15 protein-coding genes are annotated in these 15,320 nt (G+C 43.5%); 7 read left to right on the top strand and 8 right to left on the bottom strand.

Going from position 1 to position 15,320, the window contains the following annotated elements:
- The first annotated feature begins 77 nt into the window (after window positions 1-77).
- The 4 genes from CYLST_RS02425 (at window position 78) to CYLST_RS02410 (ending at window position 4,065) form a co-directional block, all read left to right on the top strand.
- Complete coding sequence (locus CYLST_RS02425; RefSeq protein WP_041233384.1) at window positions 78-932, top strand: sulfurtransferase; 855 nt, start codon at window positions 78-80, stop codon at window positions 930-932.
- A gap of 128 nt (window positions 933-1,060) precedes the next feature.
- Entirely contained in the window at window positions 1,061-1,804 is a 744-nt protein-coding gene (locus CYLST_RS02420) for a DsbA family protein (RefSeq protein WP_015206110.1), read from the top strand.
- A 660-nt stretch (window positions 1,805-2,464) separates the two neighbouring features.
- Window positions 2,465-3,169, top strand: coding sequence for a CAP domain-containing protein (locus CYLST_RS02415; RefSeq protein WP_015206109.1), 705 nt, complete (start codon window positions 2,465-2,467; stop codon window positions 3,167-3,169).
- 41 nt (window positions 3,170-3,210) lie between these two features.
- A complete protein-coding gene (locus tag CYLST_RS02410) occupies window positions 3,211-4,065 on the top strand; it encodes an alpha/beta fold hydrolase (protein WP_015206108.1) in 855 nt (284 codons plus the stop codon).
- An 81-nt stretch (window positions 4,066-4,146) separates the two neighbouring features.
- Here the strand turns inward: CYLST_RS02410 and CYLST_RS02405 are convergent, their stop codons facing one another.
- The 5 genes from CYLST_RS02405 to carA all read right to left on the bottom strand — a co-directional run bounded on the left by CYLST_RS02405 (window position 4,147) and on the right by carA (window position 8,316).
- Window positions 4,147-4,449, bottom strand: a complete 303-nt coding sequence (locus CYLST_RS02405) for a DUF1816 domain-containing protein (protein ID WP_015206107.1) — start codon at window positions 4,447-4,449, stop codon at window positions 4,147-4,149.
- An 82-nt stretch (window positions 4,450-4,531) separates the two neighbouring features.
- Window positions 4,532-5,710 carry a 23S rRNA (guanosine(2251)-2'-O)-methyltransferase RlmB gene (gene rlmB / locus CYLST_RS02400; RefSeq protein ID WP_015206106.1) on the bottom strand — a complete coding sequence of 393 codons (1,179 nt, stop codon included), beginning with the start codon at window positions 5,708-5,710 and terminating at the stop codon, window positions 4,532-4,534.
- 102 nt (window positions 5,711-5,812) lie between these two features.
- Complete coding sequence (locus CYLST_RS02395; protein WP_015206105.1) at window positions 5,813-6,304, bottom strand: Mini-ribonuclease 3; 492 nt, start codon at window positions 6,302-6,304, stop codon at window positions 5,813-5,815.
- A 320-nt stretch (window positions 6,305-6,624) separates the two neighbouring features.
- Entirely contained in the window at window positions 6,625-6,996 is a 372-nt protein-coding gene (locus tag CYLST_RS02390) for an STAS domain-containing protein (protein WP_085960568.1), read from the bottom strand.
- Window positions 6,997-7,149: 153 nt separating this feature from the next.
- Window positions 7,150-8,316, bottom strand: coding sequence for a glutamine-hydrolyzing carbamoyl-phosphate synthase small subunit (gene carA, locus CYLST_RS02385; protein ID WP_015206103.1), 1,167 nt, complete (start codon window positions 8,314-8,316; stop codon window positions 7,150-7,152).
- 199 nt (window positions 8,317-8,515) lie between these two features.
- Between carA and CYLST_RS02380 the strand changes: the two genes are divergently transcribed.
- Window positions 8,516-9,562, top strand: a complete 1,047-nt coding sequence (locus CYLST_RS02380; protein ID WP_015206102.1) for a retropepsin-like aspartic protease family protein — start codon at window positions 8,516-8,518, stop codon at window positions 9,560-9,562.
- On the opposite strand, the gene trpD is transcribed toward CYLST_RS02380, so the two are convergent.
- Both trpD and CYLST_RS02370 read right to left on the bottom strand, forming a co-directional pair.
- Window positions 9,492-10,547 carry an anthranilate phosphoribosyltransferase gene (gene trpD, locus CYLST_RS02375; protein WP_015206101.1) on the bottom strand — a complete coding sequence of 352 codons (1,056 nt, stop codon included), beginning with the start codon at window positions 10,545-10,547 and terminating at the stop codon, window positions 9,492-9,494. The two genes, CYLST_RS02380 and trpD, sit on opposite strands and share 71 nt — an antisense overlap.
- 210 nt (window positions 10,548-10,757) lie before the next feature.
- Window positions 10,758-11,627, bottom strand: coding sequence for a DNA adenine methylase (locus CYLST_RS02370; protein ID WP_015206100.1), 870 nt, complete (start codon window positions 11,625-11,627; stop codon window positions 10,758-10,760).
- Window positions 11,628-11,937: 310 nt separating this feature from the next.
- Here CYLST_RS02370 and CYLST_RS02365 point away from each other — a divergent pair, with 310 nt between their 5' ends.
- Both CYLST_RS02365 and CYLST_RS02360 read left to right on the top strand, forming a co-directional pair.
- Window positions 11,938-12,657: a cytochrome b/b6 domain-containing protein gene (locus tag CYLST_RS02365; protein WP_015206099.1), complete on the top strand. Its 720-nt coding sequence runs from the start codon at window positions 11,938-11,940 to the stop codon at window positions 12,655-12,657.
- Between the two features lie 576 nt (window positions 12,658-13,233).
- Window positions 13,234-13,926: a PEP-CTERM sorting domain-containing protein gene (locus CYLST_RS02360; RefSeq protein WP_015206098.1), complete on the top strand. Its 693-nt coding sequence runs from the start codon at window positions 13,234-13,236 to the stop codon at window positions 13,924-13,926.
- A gap of 87 nt (window positions 13,927-14,013) precedes the next feature.
- Here CYLST_RS02360 and CYLST_RS02355 read toward each other — a convergent pair whose 3' ends face one another.
- Complete coding sequence (locus CYLST_RS02355) at window positions 14,014-15,108, bottom strand: hypothetical protein (RefSeq protein WP_015206097.1); 1,095 nt, start codon at window positions 15,106-15,108, stop codon at window positions 14,014-14,016.
- Window positions 15,109-15,320 lie beyond the last annotated feature (212 nt).

The raw sequence follows: 15,320 nt of genomic DNA, 5'->3' as shown, positions 1-15,320 counted from the left end.
TCTGTAATTTTTACTTCAAAGTGCCAATCTCCAGGGCGGGATAATGCCCAATGGCACTATTACAGAAGAATTCCAACGTGGACACAAAACTCCTCATTTCCCCTAAAGAACTATCTTCTTTATTAGCAGAAAAATCTTCACAAACTGTCGTTATAGATACGCGAAGTCCTGAAGAATATGCTGTTTCTCACCTTCCTGAATCTATTAATATTCGGGCATTTTTCACTTATCTTTTGGATAAGTCTTCTCCAGAAGGATTAAAGAAATTGCAAGAGTATTTTGCTGAAATTATGAGTGAGGTAGGAATATCTGGTGCGGAACGGTTAATTGTCTATGAGGATACTTTAAATAAGGGCTACGGACAATCTTGTCGAGCGGCTTTTCTACTTAAATATTTGGGTTGTGCTGAGGTATCTGTGCTGCATGGGGGATATCAAGGATGGCTGGCTGCTGGTTTACCCACCACTGATGATGCACCTGAAAGTGAAAGCAGCATATTTAGATTACATCCCGATGCTTCGATTATGGTTTCTACCGCCGAGATGTTGCAGGCGCTTGATGATCCGGCGATTATTAAATTAGATGTGCGCGATCGCATAGAATGGCAAGGACTGAGTTCTTCTCCCTATGCTCCAGATTATTGTCCTCGCAAGGGTAGAATCCCTAAGGCCGTATGGCTAGAATGGCATCTGCTGATGAATTCTGACTCTCAAATCCCCATGTTTCGCTCAAAAGCCGAAATTTTGGCAATTTGTCGGTCTGTGGGTATTACCGCAGATTCCATTGTCTACGTTTACTGCTTTAAGGGTTCCAGGGCGGCTAATACATTGATTGCTCTGGAAGAAGCTGGAATTAAGGCTAAAAATTATTTTGGTTCTTGGAATGAATGGTCGCGCGATTCGTCTCTCCCCATTGATAGCCGCGTCATCTAAGTAAGTGTTGGGACGGTGGGAATCTCAGATTCTGTTTTCCATGCTACTAATAAAATATGCTGAGACTGATTCGCTCTTCTCCATCTCAAGGAATACTAGGATAGAGTTGATTTCTCTAGTATTTTGATATGCGTCAATTTTTTCTGCATCTACGTAATTGGGCGGTTTTCAGCTTACTCTGTCTACTTTTAACCTGGTCATTCCCCGCACAAGCGGCTAGTCCGATTGATTCCCAATTAGAACAGCAAGTATTACAAATCCTCCGGGAAAACCCAGAGGTAATTATTGAATCTGTTCAGGCATACCAGCAAGCACAGCAACAGAAAGTACAGCAAACACGGCAGGCTTTTTTACAGGATTTAAAAACCAATACCAAAGCGGTGATTGGTGACTCTCCCATTAAGGGAAGTGCATTAAAAACAGTGCTGATAGAATTCTCTGATTTTGAATGTCCTTACTGTGCTGAAGCCAATAAAACCCTGAAACAGTTATTAGCAAAGTATCCAAATGAGTTGACATTGGTTTACAAACATTTTCCTTTAAGTCAAATTCATGCTGAAGCAGTACCTGCTGCTAAAGCCGCTTGGGCAGCAAATCAACAGGGCAAATTCTGGGAATATAATGATGCTCTGTTTACTAATCAAAAGCAACTTGGTGAAGCACTGTATTTAGATATTGCCAAAAATCTAAATTTAGATTTAGCAAAGTTTAAAAGTGACCGCATTCTTGCCGATGCCGCAATTCAAAAAGACCTCCAACTAGCTCAAAAGTTGGGGCTTTCTGGCACGCCTTCCTTTGTAATTAATAGTAAAAACTTTTCTGGTGCAGTGCAGTTATCGGAAATCGAGAGTATATTGGAGCGTATCCGGTAATATTTGATAACTGCACAATATTTGTATAGGCAAACACCTTACTATTTAACGCTCATTGTGCATCTTTAGCTAGAGGTTTAATACCCAGTTAAACTGCTGTACTTGAAGCACGTGTAAGGAGTAGGTAACGAGGAGTGAAGAAGCACAAAGTTTATCACTCCTTTTATTTTTTAACAGATTGCGACTTAAATGTCTACTGGCTTCTTACTAACAAAATTATTCAGCTTACAGCGAAAAAGGATTTGAATAAACCACATTGTAGAGATAATCGATGAATCGTCTCCACAGAGGTTTGAATTGCCAGTACATAGTCCATTCAACTGAAAACTGCTGTAAGCCGACACCAAGTAGACTGTATCTGTTATGTTCGATTTAAATTGGCAACTCAGAATTTTGTCACTATTTATTATGTAAAAATTACATTACTCTTTACGTTTATTGTGGCTAAGGTTACAACGAATATTGAGTAACTATTTTGCTGTGTAAAAAGTTAAATCAGATATTTGCAGAGTTAACTAGAATGCCTCTGGGCTAATCTGGGCTAAAGTCTGGCAAATTCTGCTTTTTGTCTATTTATGGAGATAAAATGGCAACTTTACCAAGCTCAGATACATCTATATAACTAAAGTAAACCGGAAAGATAAAATTTTGAGGTAATAAATGCGTCACATTAGGTTTTGGATATTGTTCCCGATTACTTTGGTAGCTAGTTTTTCTCAACTACTGCTGCAATCCAGACAATCTGTAGCAGAATTTAAGCCAAATCTAGTTGAGAATGCTAACCCGATTTTGTTGGCAAAAGCCAGTTACCTCTCATTGTTGGAACAACAGGTGATTGATGAAACGAACAAAATTCGGACAAACCCCCAGGCATACATCCCTATCTTAGAAAACTATAAAAAGCGTTTCCAGGGCAATCGCATCAAAATCTCTAATAATACCTATTTGGTGACTCAGGAAGGGGTGAAACCAGTTAATGAGGCGATCGCATTTCTCAAGTCAGTTCGTCCTGTAGGTGCGTTGAGTGCTTCTAAGGGGATGTCTTTAGGCGCTAAGGATCATGTCAAAGACCAAGGCAAAAAAGGCGCGACAGGTCATAATGGTAGCGATCGCAGTGATCCCTTTATTCGCATCAACCGTTATGGTAAATGGCAAACCACCGCAGCCGAAAATATCAGTTATGGCCCCAGCACAGCCCAAGATATCGTGATGCAGTTGGTGATTGATGATGGTGTACCATCACGCGGTCATCGGACAAATATCTTTAACCCTGCTTTTAAAGTCACAGGCGTCGCTTTTGGCACTCACACTAAATACAGGCAGATGTGCGTGATTACCTACGCTGGCGGATATCGAGAAAAATAATGTCAAAATTAAAAGAACAATAGACAGGAGAACGGGAGTTAATGGGCGATCGCCATCATCATACCCCTGCTGGTGCTACAGATCTTAACGTCTACGTCCAAGGTAAAGGCTTCCCCATACTGGGCTTACACGGTCATCCTGGGACTGGTCATAATCTTTCTGTCTTTACCAATCATTTATCAAAACGTTACCAAACTTTTGCTCCCGATTTGCGCGGATATGGCAAAAGTCGCTTTAATGGCAATTTTGCCATGAGTGACCATTTGACCGATTTAGAAGCGCTGCTAGACCGCTTTGAGATTGAAAAGTGTCTAGTATTGGGCTGGTCACTTGGTGGGATTTTAGCGATGGAATTAGCACTGCGGCTACCACAGCGGGTTACTGGGCTGATTTTGGTGGCGACAGCAGCTAGACCCCGTGGGAATCATCCCCCTATCTCTTGGCAGGATAATGTCTATACTGGCGTTGCGGCGCTACTGAACGCGATTAAACCGAGTTGGCAGTGGAATATTGAGACTTTTGGCAAGCGATCGCTATTTCGCTACTTAATCCAACAACATACGCCCACAGCCTACGGCTATATCGCCAGAGAAGCCGTACAAGCATATTTACAAACTTCCACTGGTGCTACTCGTGCCCTCTATAGCGCGATTCAATCTGGCTACAATCGACTTCCCGACCTCCAGCAAATTGAATGCCCCAGTTTAGTACTTGCTGGTTCTCAAGACCGGCACATCACGGCTGATTCCAGCTTAGAAACAGCTCAACACCTGAAAAATTCTCAGTGGCATTGTTATCCCAATACCGCCCACCTTTTCCCTTGGGAAATTCCCCAGCAATTACTGAGGGATATTGAAGAGTGGCTGGAACAACACCCAGAGATCATCAAATTTTAGATTTTATGAGATTTGAGATTTTGCATTGTTGCCATCGTTCCCAGACTTAGCCTCGGAACGATGATTGCCTATGGAATTGTATTAAACTTGACCGCTAAAGGCAGGCTTTACTTTACGGTCAATCCTTTCCCCCAAGTCTTCAGCAATTGTTAAAGCGTTAGGTTTACATTGCTTAACATTCACAACGATTCCCTGCGCTCCTTCAATTTCTAAATCTTCTACGTAGCCTTTGCTGGCCCATGTTGCATCAAACGAACTCAGGAATGGCCCGAAGTAGTAAGTGCAACGGGGGTTCTGGGTCAAAATTTCTACCCACCAAGCCCGTCCGAAGTTGTTGAGTATATTAATCAACCCTTCCTTGAAGGTATGCCAAATGGTTTTCATGGTTTTCACCAATTTATAAACGTAGTACAGAGTGCCGAACGATATGTTGCTTTTATTCTGTTTTACATTTCTTTATACTCTTTTACTCTGCTTTTTTCAAAGAGATTTTTTGCAATTTATCAAGATACAGCGTATTTAAAGACCGTTGGCGATAAACTTCATAAAGCGCCATACCCGCTGCCACTGAGGCATTCAGGCTGGGAGTCTTGCCTTGTAGGGGAATCGACACCAACATATCACAGGAGCGTTGTGTCAACATACTGAGACCTTCGCCTTCCGCGCCAACTACCAAAACGATCGGCCCTCGGAAATTCACTGTATGCAGAGGTTCGCTGCCGGCGGCAGCGGTGCCGTAAATCCAAAAACCAGCTTCTTTCAATTCTTCTAAAGCGCGGCTGAGGTTGACTACTCTAGATACGGGGAAGTTTTCTAAAGCACCTGCTGCCACTTTAACTACGGTGGAAGTGATCCCAGATGCTCTTCTTTGGGGGATCACCAATCCCTGGGCGCCGATAGCTTCGGCAGTGCGAATAATTGCTCCCAAGTTATGGGGGTCAGTAATGCTGTCAGCAACTACAATTACGGGATCAATAACAGATTTTGTCTGTTCAATCAGGTCTGGTAATTCGATGTAGGCGTAGGGGGCGATTTGCGCTGCTATGCCTTGGTGATTAGCCCCTTCAGTGATGTGGTCTAAGCGCTTGGGTTCTACTTCATCAATGACCGCACCATTGTCTTTAGCTTGGAGAATTAGATGGTGAAAGCGCGAATCGTAGCGCAGGCGGGCGGTTATCCAAATGCGGTTTAGATTTCGCCCATTTTCTAAAGCACTCAATACTGGATGGCGACCGTAGATCAGGTCGTTATCTTCCGTTTCTTTGATCGCTGGGGCTGAGACGGTGATCTGGCGAATTTGGCGTGGTCTGCGGTCGACGATGGCGTTACCTTCCCCATTGCCGGCTGGGCGTGGTCTACTAGAGATGATGGGGCTAACTTCTTGCCCATTGCCGGCTGGGCGTGGTCTACTAGAGATGATGGGGCTAACTTCTTGCCCATTGCCGGCTGGGCGTGGTCTGCGGTCGATGATGGGGCTACTTTCCCCATTGCCGGCTGGGCGTGGTCTGGAGATGATGGGCTTACTTTCCCCATTGCCTTGATTACGGTTTGGGTTAGCCAGGATGCGCTTGCCCTTAATTTTGATGGGTTGCCCACGATTAGGTTCGCCAGAAGTCTTGATTTTTCTAGGTTTATTGCTGGTCATACGAGTATTTTGTTGTGGAATTGCGTATTTGTGGGCGTACCAGTTACCCGAATTTACTGAACTTAAGCGACAGATTTTCCTATCGGGAGATGGAATTTTCCGCTATTTCTCTAGATGGATTTTTTGTAACAGTTCGGTTAAGCGCTGGTAATCGGTGAGATAAAGGTAGCCAATTAAAGTTTCTAGACTAGTTGCCTGTTGATAAATTCCGGGATCAACTCGCTTAGGATGTCTTGCAGCAGCGTTACGACCGCGCCGGACAATTTCTAATTCGTTACTCCTCAGGTGCGGCGTCAGCGATCGCAAATGTAGCGCTTGTGTTTCCGCTCTTACCTGCGCCACTACCAGACGATGGTAAGTTTCTGACCGCTGCTGTGGCACCAGATAAAACATCCTAACATGTAATTCATAAATTGCATCTCCCAAGTATGCCAATGCCGAGGGAGAAATTTGTTGCACTTGTGCTGGGGATATTGGTAGGGGTAATTGTGCGGTGATTGCTAAGAGCGCTGGTGTCCAAGTTGAATTCTGCACGTCGTCGCCGTCGGCGGCTTCATCTTGTCCATCTAATAGCTCTTCCTCCTTTGAGTTCACAAGTGAAAAATTCCTCGGCAGACTAAATTTGGGTGAGTGGCTTCATCAAGATTTATTCCTTCCGAAGCACGCTATGCTGCTGTACTTAGCATATTCAATACTAGCAAAAAATTCTGGCTAATTTGATCTTTTTGATTGAGATGCCATCTTCAGGATAAAGTATGAAGTAGAAAATTTTTACTGGCTAGGCTTGTGACATAGAACTTAGATGGCTTTTTTGCCTCTCCCACAAGGAGAGAGGTCTTGTTGCCAGAAATTTTAAGAATTAAGCTATCCAGATTCTGCATCGGATAGCTAAATTTATCTTTCTGGTCAAGCAATCAAAGCGGCTTAATATTTTCTAGAGCCGCATCAACTGTCGTTTGCAGAGAGAGAAACTTCTCTAAGCGAACAAGCTTGACCGTTTGAGTTACGCGGGCATTTGTGACGATTTGCAAGGTGCCATCGGCGGTTTGAGCCTGCTTGGCTAGCTGCACCAGCGCACCCAAGCCGGAGCTGTCAACAAAGTCGATTTGTGAGAGATCCAGAATTATGTGCTTTGGACCCTCTTCAATCTTGTTGCCAAGTACCTTGCGGAATGTCGGCTCAGAAAAGGCGTCTAACAAACCTGTGAGGCGGAATAGCTGGCAGTTATCCCGGGCTTCACGAGTGCCCCTCAGGCTTACGGTTAGGTTCAATGGCTCAGCAATAATTCCCTCCTCATCCTCATAAGTTAAAGTGAACGCTCAAGTATAGATGTTTTTTGAGCAAATTGTCTACAATCTGCTGGGATAGGGGGGTATTGGAATTCAAAATTCAAAATTCAAAATTCAAAATTCAATTCCCCAGTTCCCCATCTACCATTTTTACTCAACTTTGGCGATCGCGGCTTGACGTGCTGTTCGCATTGACTGTACAAACTGCTCAAACAAGTAATCAGCATCATGGGGGCCAGGACTGGCTTCTGGGTGATACTGAACCGAAAAAATCGGCAGGGACTTGTGACGTACTCCAGCCACAGTGCGATCGTTTAAGTTCAGGTGACTGACTTCCACAACCGCCGTAGGCAGAGAATCTGGGTCAATGGCAAAACTGTGGTTTTGGCTGGTAATTTCTACCCGTTGCTGTAAACCCGCAGGCTGATTTAAACCACGATGACCAAATTTGAGTTTAAAGGTTTCCGCTCCCAAGGCATGACCTAAAATTTGGTGTCCCATACAAATCCCAAAGATCGGTTTGTCACTCAACAGCAGCGCTTTGGCTGTTTCAATACCTTCGGTGACAGCAGATGGATCTCCGGGGCCATTGGAAAGAAAGATCCCATCAGGATTGTGGTTGAGAATTGCTTCTGGTGGCGTATCAGCCGGAACGACGATCACCCGACAACCGTAACTTGCCAAACGACGCAAAATATTCCGCTTTACACCAAAGTCAAGGGCAACAACGGTGAAGGATTCCCCAATATTCACTCCAGCCTCTTGGTTGAATTCCCAAGCTGGGATTGTGGGATTTGACCATTCGTAAGCCGTTGATGTGGTAACTTCACGCACCAGATTTAATCCGGCCATGTTGGGAGCTGCCTGCACCTGTTCTAGTAACTCAGCTTCATCGAGAATGGCTGTGGAAATGCCACCGTTCATCGCTCCGGATGTGCGAATTTTGCGGGTGAGGTTTCGGGTATCGATGCCGTATATCCCTGGTATGTGTTGCTGTTTAAGGTAATCAGGCAAGGATTGTGTCGATCGCCAATTACTTGGGCGGTGACAAATATTCCGGGCGATCGCACCCCGCACTTGGGGATGAGATGATTCTTCATCTTCGGGATTGACGCCAGTGTTGCCCAATTCAGGATAGGTAAAAATCACAATTTGACCGCGATAACTAGGGTCGGTCAGCACTTCTTGATATCCGGTCATGCCAGTGTTAAACACCACTTCTCCAATCGCGGTTCCCAGAGCACCGAAAGACCAACCGCGATAAGTGGTGCCATCTGCCAAGACAAGTAGAGCAGGTATTGCGTCAGACAAGGGCATAGGTAATGGGTAATGGGTAATGGGTAATGGGTGATGGGTAATGGGTAATTATCCCCAATTTCCAGTCCTGCGATCGCTAATTATCTCATGAGTTCATAACTTGCGATTTTTCCGAGTAATTTATTCAAAATATTTAAAGGGGAATTTGCGGGTGGGATGTAGATTGGAAAGAGCCAGGGCAGTTAAAATTGAGTCAACTATGCTTCAGCCCTTTTTATCCCACACAGCCCTAATTTGTCTCTCCACCACTCTAGCGGTTTTGAGTGTTGGCTGTAGTCAAGACAAACAGACGACTGCTGGTAGTCAACAGCAAAAATTGCCCATTGGCAATCTGGCGGCGGTGCAGCCGAACGCCAAACCAACACCACTACCAGCACCAGCTAGCCCAAAACCAGAACCCAAATATCAGCCAAGTCCTTTGGAACTGGCGCTGGATAAAGCTACTGGGGCGCTGAATATCAGCAAATCTGCTCAATCTCCAGATGATTGGAATTTGGTGGCGAGTCAATTTGAAGATGCGATCGCGCTGATGAAACAAGTGCAGCGACAAAGTCCCAACTTTCCCTTTGCCCAAACACAAATCTCAGAATACCAGCGCCAAATTAAGTATGCCCAACAGAGAGCCAATCCTCCTCAAGCGCCTGAGCCAACTGCTGAACCCAAGAGCATCGTCGTCGTCGTTCCTCAACCAGCAAGAACACCTCCTTTAACCCGTCCCCTGTCCCCTGCTGTCAAAACCAAACCGCTACCACCAAAGCCTGTTTTTACCTCAACAGAAATCTTTACCCAAGATTTAGAGGTATTTACAGCCCCAATTAAACGGCGAGTTAGTGGAACGCCAATTGTCGAAGTTACCTTCAATGGCCAGCAACGATTCGAGATGATTGTGGATACAGGCGCTAGTGGTACTGTGATTACTCAACAAATGGCGATCGCATTGGGCGTGGTGCCAGTGGGGAAAGCTAAGGCCAATACCGCTAGTTCTAGAGCAGTGGAATTTCCCGTGGGCTATGTTAACTCTATGGAAGTTGGCGGGGTGATGGCGAATAAAGTACCAGTGGCAATCGCCGGCGCCGAACTAGAAACTGGACTGTTAGGACATGACTTTTTTGGCAACTATGATGTCACCATCAAACGCAATCTCGTGGAATTTCGCCCACAATCCCGCTCAGATGTCAATCCCGCAGAAATTCAACTAACTGTACCAATTTTGCCCAAGGACTCCCGCTTTGTAGGATCTCCTTAGCCAGACTCACACCTTTGGCGTGGTTCAGCCACGGAATTGCCCCCCCCACTTGCAGCGCCAACGACGCATTTAACGCCACTACATCCTGTTGCGCTTGAGTTCCCTTACCTTGCAGCACTGAAGAGAGAATCAACCCATTCTCTTGCACATCCCCACCCCGCAGTGCTGCTAAGGGAGCAGGCGTTAGATCCAACTCTAGGGGATTCACGGTAGTTTGCTGCACCACGCCATCAGATAACACCGCTAAATCTGTTAAATCGCCTAAACCCGCTTCATCTAGTCTTTCTCGTCCGTGTAATGCGATCGCTTTAGACTTGCCCAACTGGTGTAACGCTTGGGCAATTGTTGTCAACAAATTGGGATCAAAAACCCCCATTACCTGCCCAGTGGGGCGTAAGGGATTAACTAAGGGACCTAATAAATTAAACACCGTCCTCACTTTTAGCGATCGCCGCAACGGTGCCACCGCTTTGAGTGCTGGATGCCAACCAGCGGCAAATAAGAAAGTAATACCCACCTCTTGGAGTGCCGCTTGCACCTTCTCGCTGGAAGCGTTCAAGTTTACTCCCAAAGCTTCCAAAACATCTGCACTCCCCGTAAGACTTGAGGCTGAACGACTACCATGTTTAGCCACAGGTACACCATAAGCAGCCGCCACAAAGGCCACCGCTGTAGAAATATTAAAGGTTGATGCCCCATCACCGCCAGTACCACAGGTATCAATAGCAGATATTGAGGATTGGGAAGAAATTGATTGCGATCGCAAAACTTCAGCCATCCCCACCAACTCGTCAGCAGAAACACCTTTAAAATGTAACGCCGTTAAAATCGCCCCCGATAACTCTGGGGGAATCGTTTCACTTAACCATCCTTGCATCAAAGCCGTAGCTTGAGCGCGGGACAAAGATTGGCGATCTAATAATTGTTGCAGTAGGAGATGCCAGCTAGCAGAGGATTCTTGAGCAGGAATTGAGGAATTAGTCATAACCAGCTTTCTCAGTATCTTGTCTTGTATGTAGTTCAGTTTAAGGGACTTGCAAATAATAAAATATCCCAAATTTTCTTGTGGGGTGGGCTTCTAGCCCAGAATATGGGACGGGCTTTCCTGCCCATCCCACAAGATTGGGTAATTTATTTCTTGGAAATCCCTAAGTATCTGCTAGTTATCCTACCGAAAAATTAGCAGCCATCAAAGTTAGGTGGAAACATCAAGACTCGACTGCATCGGCTGGGTAAGATGCTTGTTTGTGATTTTAAATTCATAGTTGCTAATAAATAACTCTTTGCCCTTAGCAGCACCACTCTGCTTATAATTATTCATCCCATACTGTAATTCCCACTCGGAAATATTCGCCCATTTAAAATTTTCTCGAATTTGCGGACAGTCATCATAAGTAATTAACCAGCGATGATGACATTGTTTTAAAACTTCAGCAAATCTCCGATGCTCAAAGGACGTATGCAAGTCACCATCTTTACCATACAGCTTTGATTTAGTAGCGCTAAAATAGGGCGGATCTAAGAATAAAAATACATCTTTACCTTCTGCATTTATCAGGTGGCTATAATCTAAATTAGTAATTTTGATATTTTCCTCAAAGATATCTCCTAATTTACTTAAACGTTCTATTGAAGAATCAGTAAACCGTTTATGGAAAGCTTCCTGAGAAAAACCACCTGATTCTACAGTCCCCGAAAAAGTAATTCTATTGAGAACAAAAAAACGCACTGCTCTTTCAAGCTCAGATATTTTATTTACATCAACATTAGCTAACTCTGTAAATAGTAATTTACCATTTTTACAGTTATTTTTAATCTGGTAAATTTGTTTCACCAAATTACATATATCAGACTGAGCAAACTTCCAAAATAAATATAGTTCAGGGTTTAAATCATTAATCCAAATTTTTAAATCAGGAAAAGTTTGCTTTAAGTAAATAAATACAGAACCACCACCCACAAAAGGTTCTCTAAATTCAGAAAAGCTCTTTGGTAAGTATTTAACTATTTGATTGATTGCTTTTGATTTACCACCAGGATAACGGAGCGGGCTTTTGATAATCATGCCAAAAATCGTTAAATCATTTTAAATTGTATCTTGTACTATGTACCTCACGCGGCAGTAATTATATTGAGCCTACTGTCGCACTAATAGAGATTTCCAAGAAATAAATTACCCAATCTTGTGGGATGGGCTTCTAGCCCGTCCCATATTCTGGGCTAGAAGCCCACCCCACAAGAAAATTTAGGATATTTTATTATTTGGAAGTCCCTTATAATTGTTTCTGAGGATATCTAGCGCGATTTTGTTAGCTCATCAAAAGCTAGCATGACCTCAAAAATATTTATCAACTAAGCTATCGAGGATGATTAATATGTCCCGTTCTGCACCATATCAACCTTTGTTGTTGCGAATTCTTCATGGCGCAAGTGGAATTTTAGTTATTGGGGCAATCATTACTGGCTTTTTGGTTTACAATACCTTTGATGGACGATTTGGTGAGATCCCACTGCCGAAAATTGAGCCAATTCAAGATATTCACGGAACCTTGGGGCTATTTTTCTTGATTTTGCTGCCAGTTTTTGCCCTTTACAGCTTTCATGCTGGACAAAAGCGCCTTATTCAACCTGATTTTTTATCGCAACTTACCCAAGTTAATAGGTCGATTTGGTGGGTTAGCCTGCAACGATTTACTAACACATTCATGCTCATCGCTGCTGTTTTTGCAGTCATTTCTGGCAGGATGATGAAGGAAGAATGGCTTCCCACAGGAGAACTTTACCACATTTGGTACTCGCTTCACCTGACTGCATGGATGATGATGGTTTGCTGTCTGGCAATTCATCTTTTGTTCTCTACCAAGGTAGGTGGTGCAACTTTGTTACTCTCGATGTATTCGTGGAAATTCCGCCCAGAAGATCACCCTAATCGATGGTATAGTCGTTGCCGGACTTGGTTGATTAGTTTACGAGCCAATGTTGGTGTAAGTATAGATAATTGGATACAGAATAATCTCTCACTGAGAATTATTGAGGTGATTGTGCTGGGTGGAGTTATTGCCGCCTTTTTATTGCCTCTATTCTTCTCTAGCTAAGTTCCTGATATTTTTATTTTGCTTTTTTTCATGCTCACGCTTTAACTACAAGAATAAAAATATCCCTTTTCTAAGAAACAGAAATGTTTCTTTACATCCATTGGGAATGTGATCGCTTTCCTCAGACGCTTTTGTCAATTTGGGCTAATGCAATAGCTGAAAGGTTTACGTGGCTTTAATTTTCACATTTTGGCTATAAATTTGATTTTTTCAGAGAAAATCAAATTCCCAACTTTGATTAAATCAGAGTTGCAAAATCTGGCTTGGATTATTGTTTTCCGGGAGTGACAAAAAGGGATATGGGATTCCTGTTTGATTTTTGAAAAAACGCCTATCTCAGTGAATAGAATAGTGCGTCAGCTAAAAGAACACCTTTACTTGTCTGCTTGCCTGAGTGCCTATTGCCTACTACCCATCTTTGCTGCTTCAGTTCATGGATCAAATAAGACTGCTATATCTACTTTAAAACTTTGGTAAATATACCACTTTTTCCTTGTGAAAATTTTACATAGTCAACGGAAATCCTTATGTTATACTTAGTGAGTAAATTTCTTGTCAGTAAGCAGTTTGAATCCTATGAAACGTAGCTTGATTACACTACACATGTTGTTAATACCAGCACTTGTTGGTTCATTTAACCAACAAGCCCATGGTGTTGTGCTTAACACTGTTAATTGGAATGCTGATAACACAGTGAACGGTACCGGTACTGGAATATTAGACGGCGTTACTGTTAGTTACACTACAGCTATCACTTCAAACGCAGGAACCACCATAAATAATAACAATTGGAATACATCATTTGCTACAGATAGTGTAGGTGCAAGTATTCTTAGCGGCGGTGCTCTGGGTATCAATACAAGTACCAGCTCAACACAAACGCAGACGATCAACTTCAGTGGTAACATAGTAAACCCTGTACTGTTATTCAACTATCTAGATGGTTCAACTTCGTTTAGTTTCTCAGGTCTAACGGTAGCTTTATTAGATAGCTTCAACGCCTCATTGAGCGGTAGCACTGTTTCTCCCGTTGGTGCTAACAACGGTTTTAATGATGGGTTTGCGTTGAAAATTTTCGGGAATTTTGGATCTGCCAATCCGCTTGTGTTCCAGACTAATGCTCTCGCCAACGCAGGTCCTCAAACTGTAGCATTCACAGTTGGGACAGAAGTGCCTGAACCTGCTTCTATGATCGGTCTTCTGATGGGATTGAGTCCATTTGGAGTGGGTTTCTTCCACAAGCGCAAACAGGCGCAAAAATCCGCTTAAACTTCTTATTCGACAAGCGTCTGATATTCTTGGGTAATATGCATATTATTCAGGAAGACGGCAATGCAAAATTATCGTCTTCCTTTTTCACCGTAGAGATCGAAATATTACCCTTCCCGGACAGTCTTCCTGATTAATTCGGGCATAAACCCGGAGACAAGTTAATACTTCCCCTGGATTACCACCACAATCTAGTTGCAAGTCATCTTTAGACAAGGCACAAATATCGGCATAAAGTCCTGATAATTGGCGAATCCTCACTTCATTACCTGCATTAGTTGCCTTATCAGCAAGTTTTTTTAGAATGCGTCGTGATTCCTGTTGTAGCTTACCCCACCATGAATAGCGTTCGGCTGGGGGAACGAATAATAGGGAATGTATGGCTTCGTCTATGTCAATCCAAGCAAGTAGATTTAAAACTGGATCAGGATTTTCTGCGGTTTTTTGGATGCGCCCAAAGCGATCGCTTAAACTATCAATATATTGATGTCGCTGTTCTGGTTTGGTGTGCAAGGAAACGACATCAAAGCTAAAAACGCTCTTTAAGGCATGATGTAAATCTGGTTCTATCTCGATAAATTTGATATATAAATAAAGAAACCCTGCGAGTAAATGCAGATCCCCAGATGAGTAACTTTGAGGGAATTCGGTCTTTAACAGTGCTTTTTGCGATAAACACAACCCTTTAGCCTTGACACTGCCACTAAGACCAGGGTAGATCACTTCATCTCGGATGAAGGGAAGTTTGTAGAGATGTATATTATCTGCGATCGCACCAGCTTCTTCAGCTAATTCTAAAGCACGCTGTCGCCAAGATGTCGCCAAATCCTCTGGTACCCGCAGTAATCTGCGCTGAATTTCGTTCCACAAATCGGCGTCTTTTTGGCTTTGCAGTGGGGAATTACCCAGATATAAACTCAATTCAGGGTCAGAATTGAAAGCTTCTCGCAGACGAATCAGTTTTAACTCGGTTCCAGAGTCTAGCTGTGGAGATGGGATAATTTCTCTTTGTAGCAGGCTGTGGAGTTCTTGCAGCACCTCGTCGCATACTTTTGCACCGGGATCTAGCGGTAATTCTGCCTGAGCTTTTTTCAGAGAAGCCTCTAGTCCGTACAAGCTAAACCGCAGTAACTGGGCTAACTCTGAGTTTTCTATCTCTAATAGCTTTTTGAGGTGCTGCATGAATGTTGTCTCTTGTAATCTGGATGCGCCCTGTGTTGTCTAAGAATTTGGTGCGTTATGCGCGATCGCTTTTGCTGATAATTAGAACTTACTCATTGACAAAAAATGCTAAATATGGGTATTGGTTTTATTCATTGAAAATCTTAATTGGTGCGTTAGGGAACGCACCCTACAGGTAGGATGCGTAAAAAACGCATCGAAACATTTGAATT

The sequence above is a fragment of the Cylindrospermum stagnale PCC 7417 genome (genome assembly GCF_000317535.1).
Classification (GTDB): Bacteria; Cyanobacteriota; Cyanobacteriia; order Cyanobacteriales; family Nostocaceae; genus Cylindrospermum; species Cylindrospermum stagnale.
Note: the sequence above shows the minus strand (reverse complement) of the source record. Positions and strands in the feature narration are given on the sequence as shown.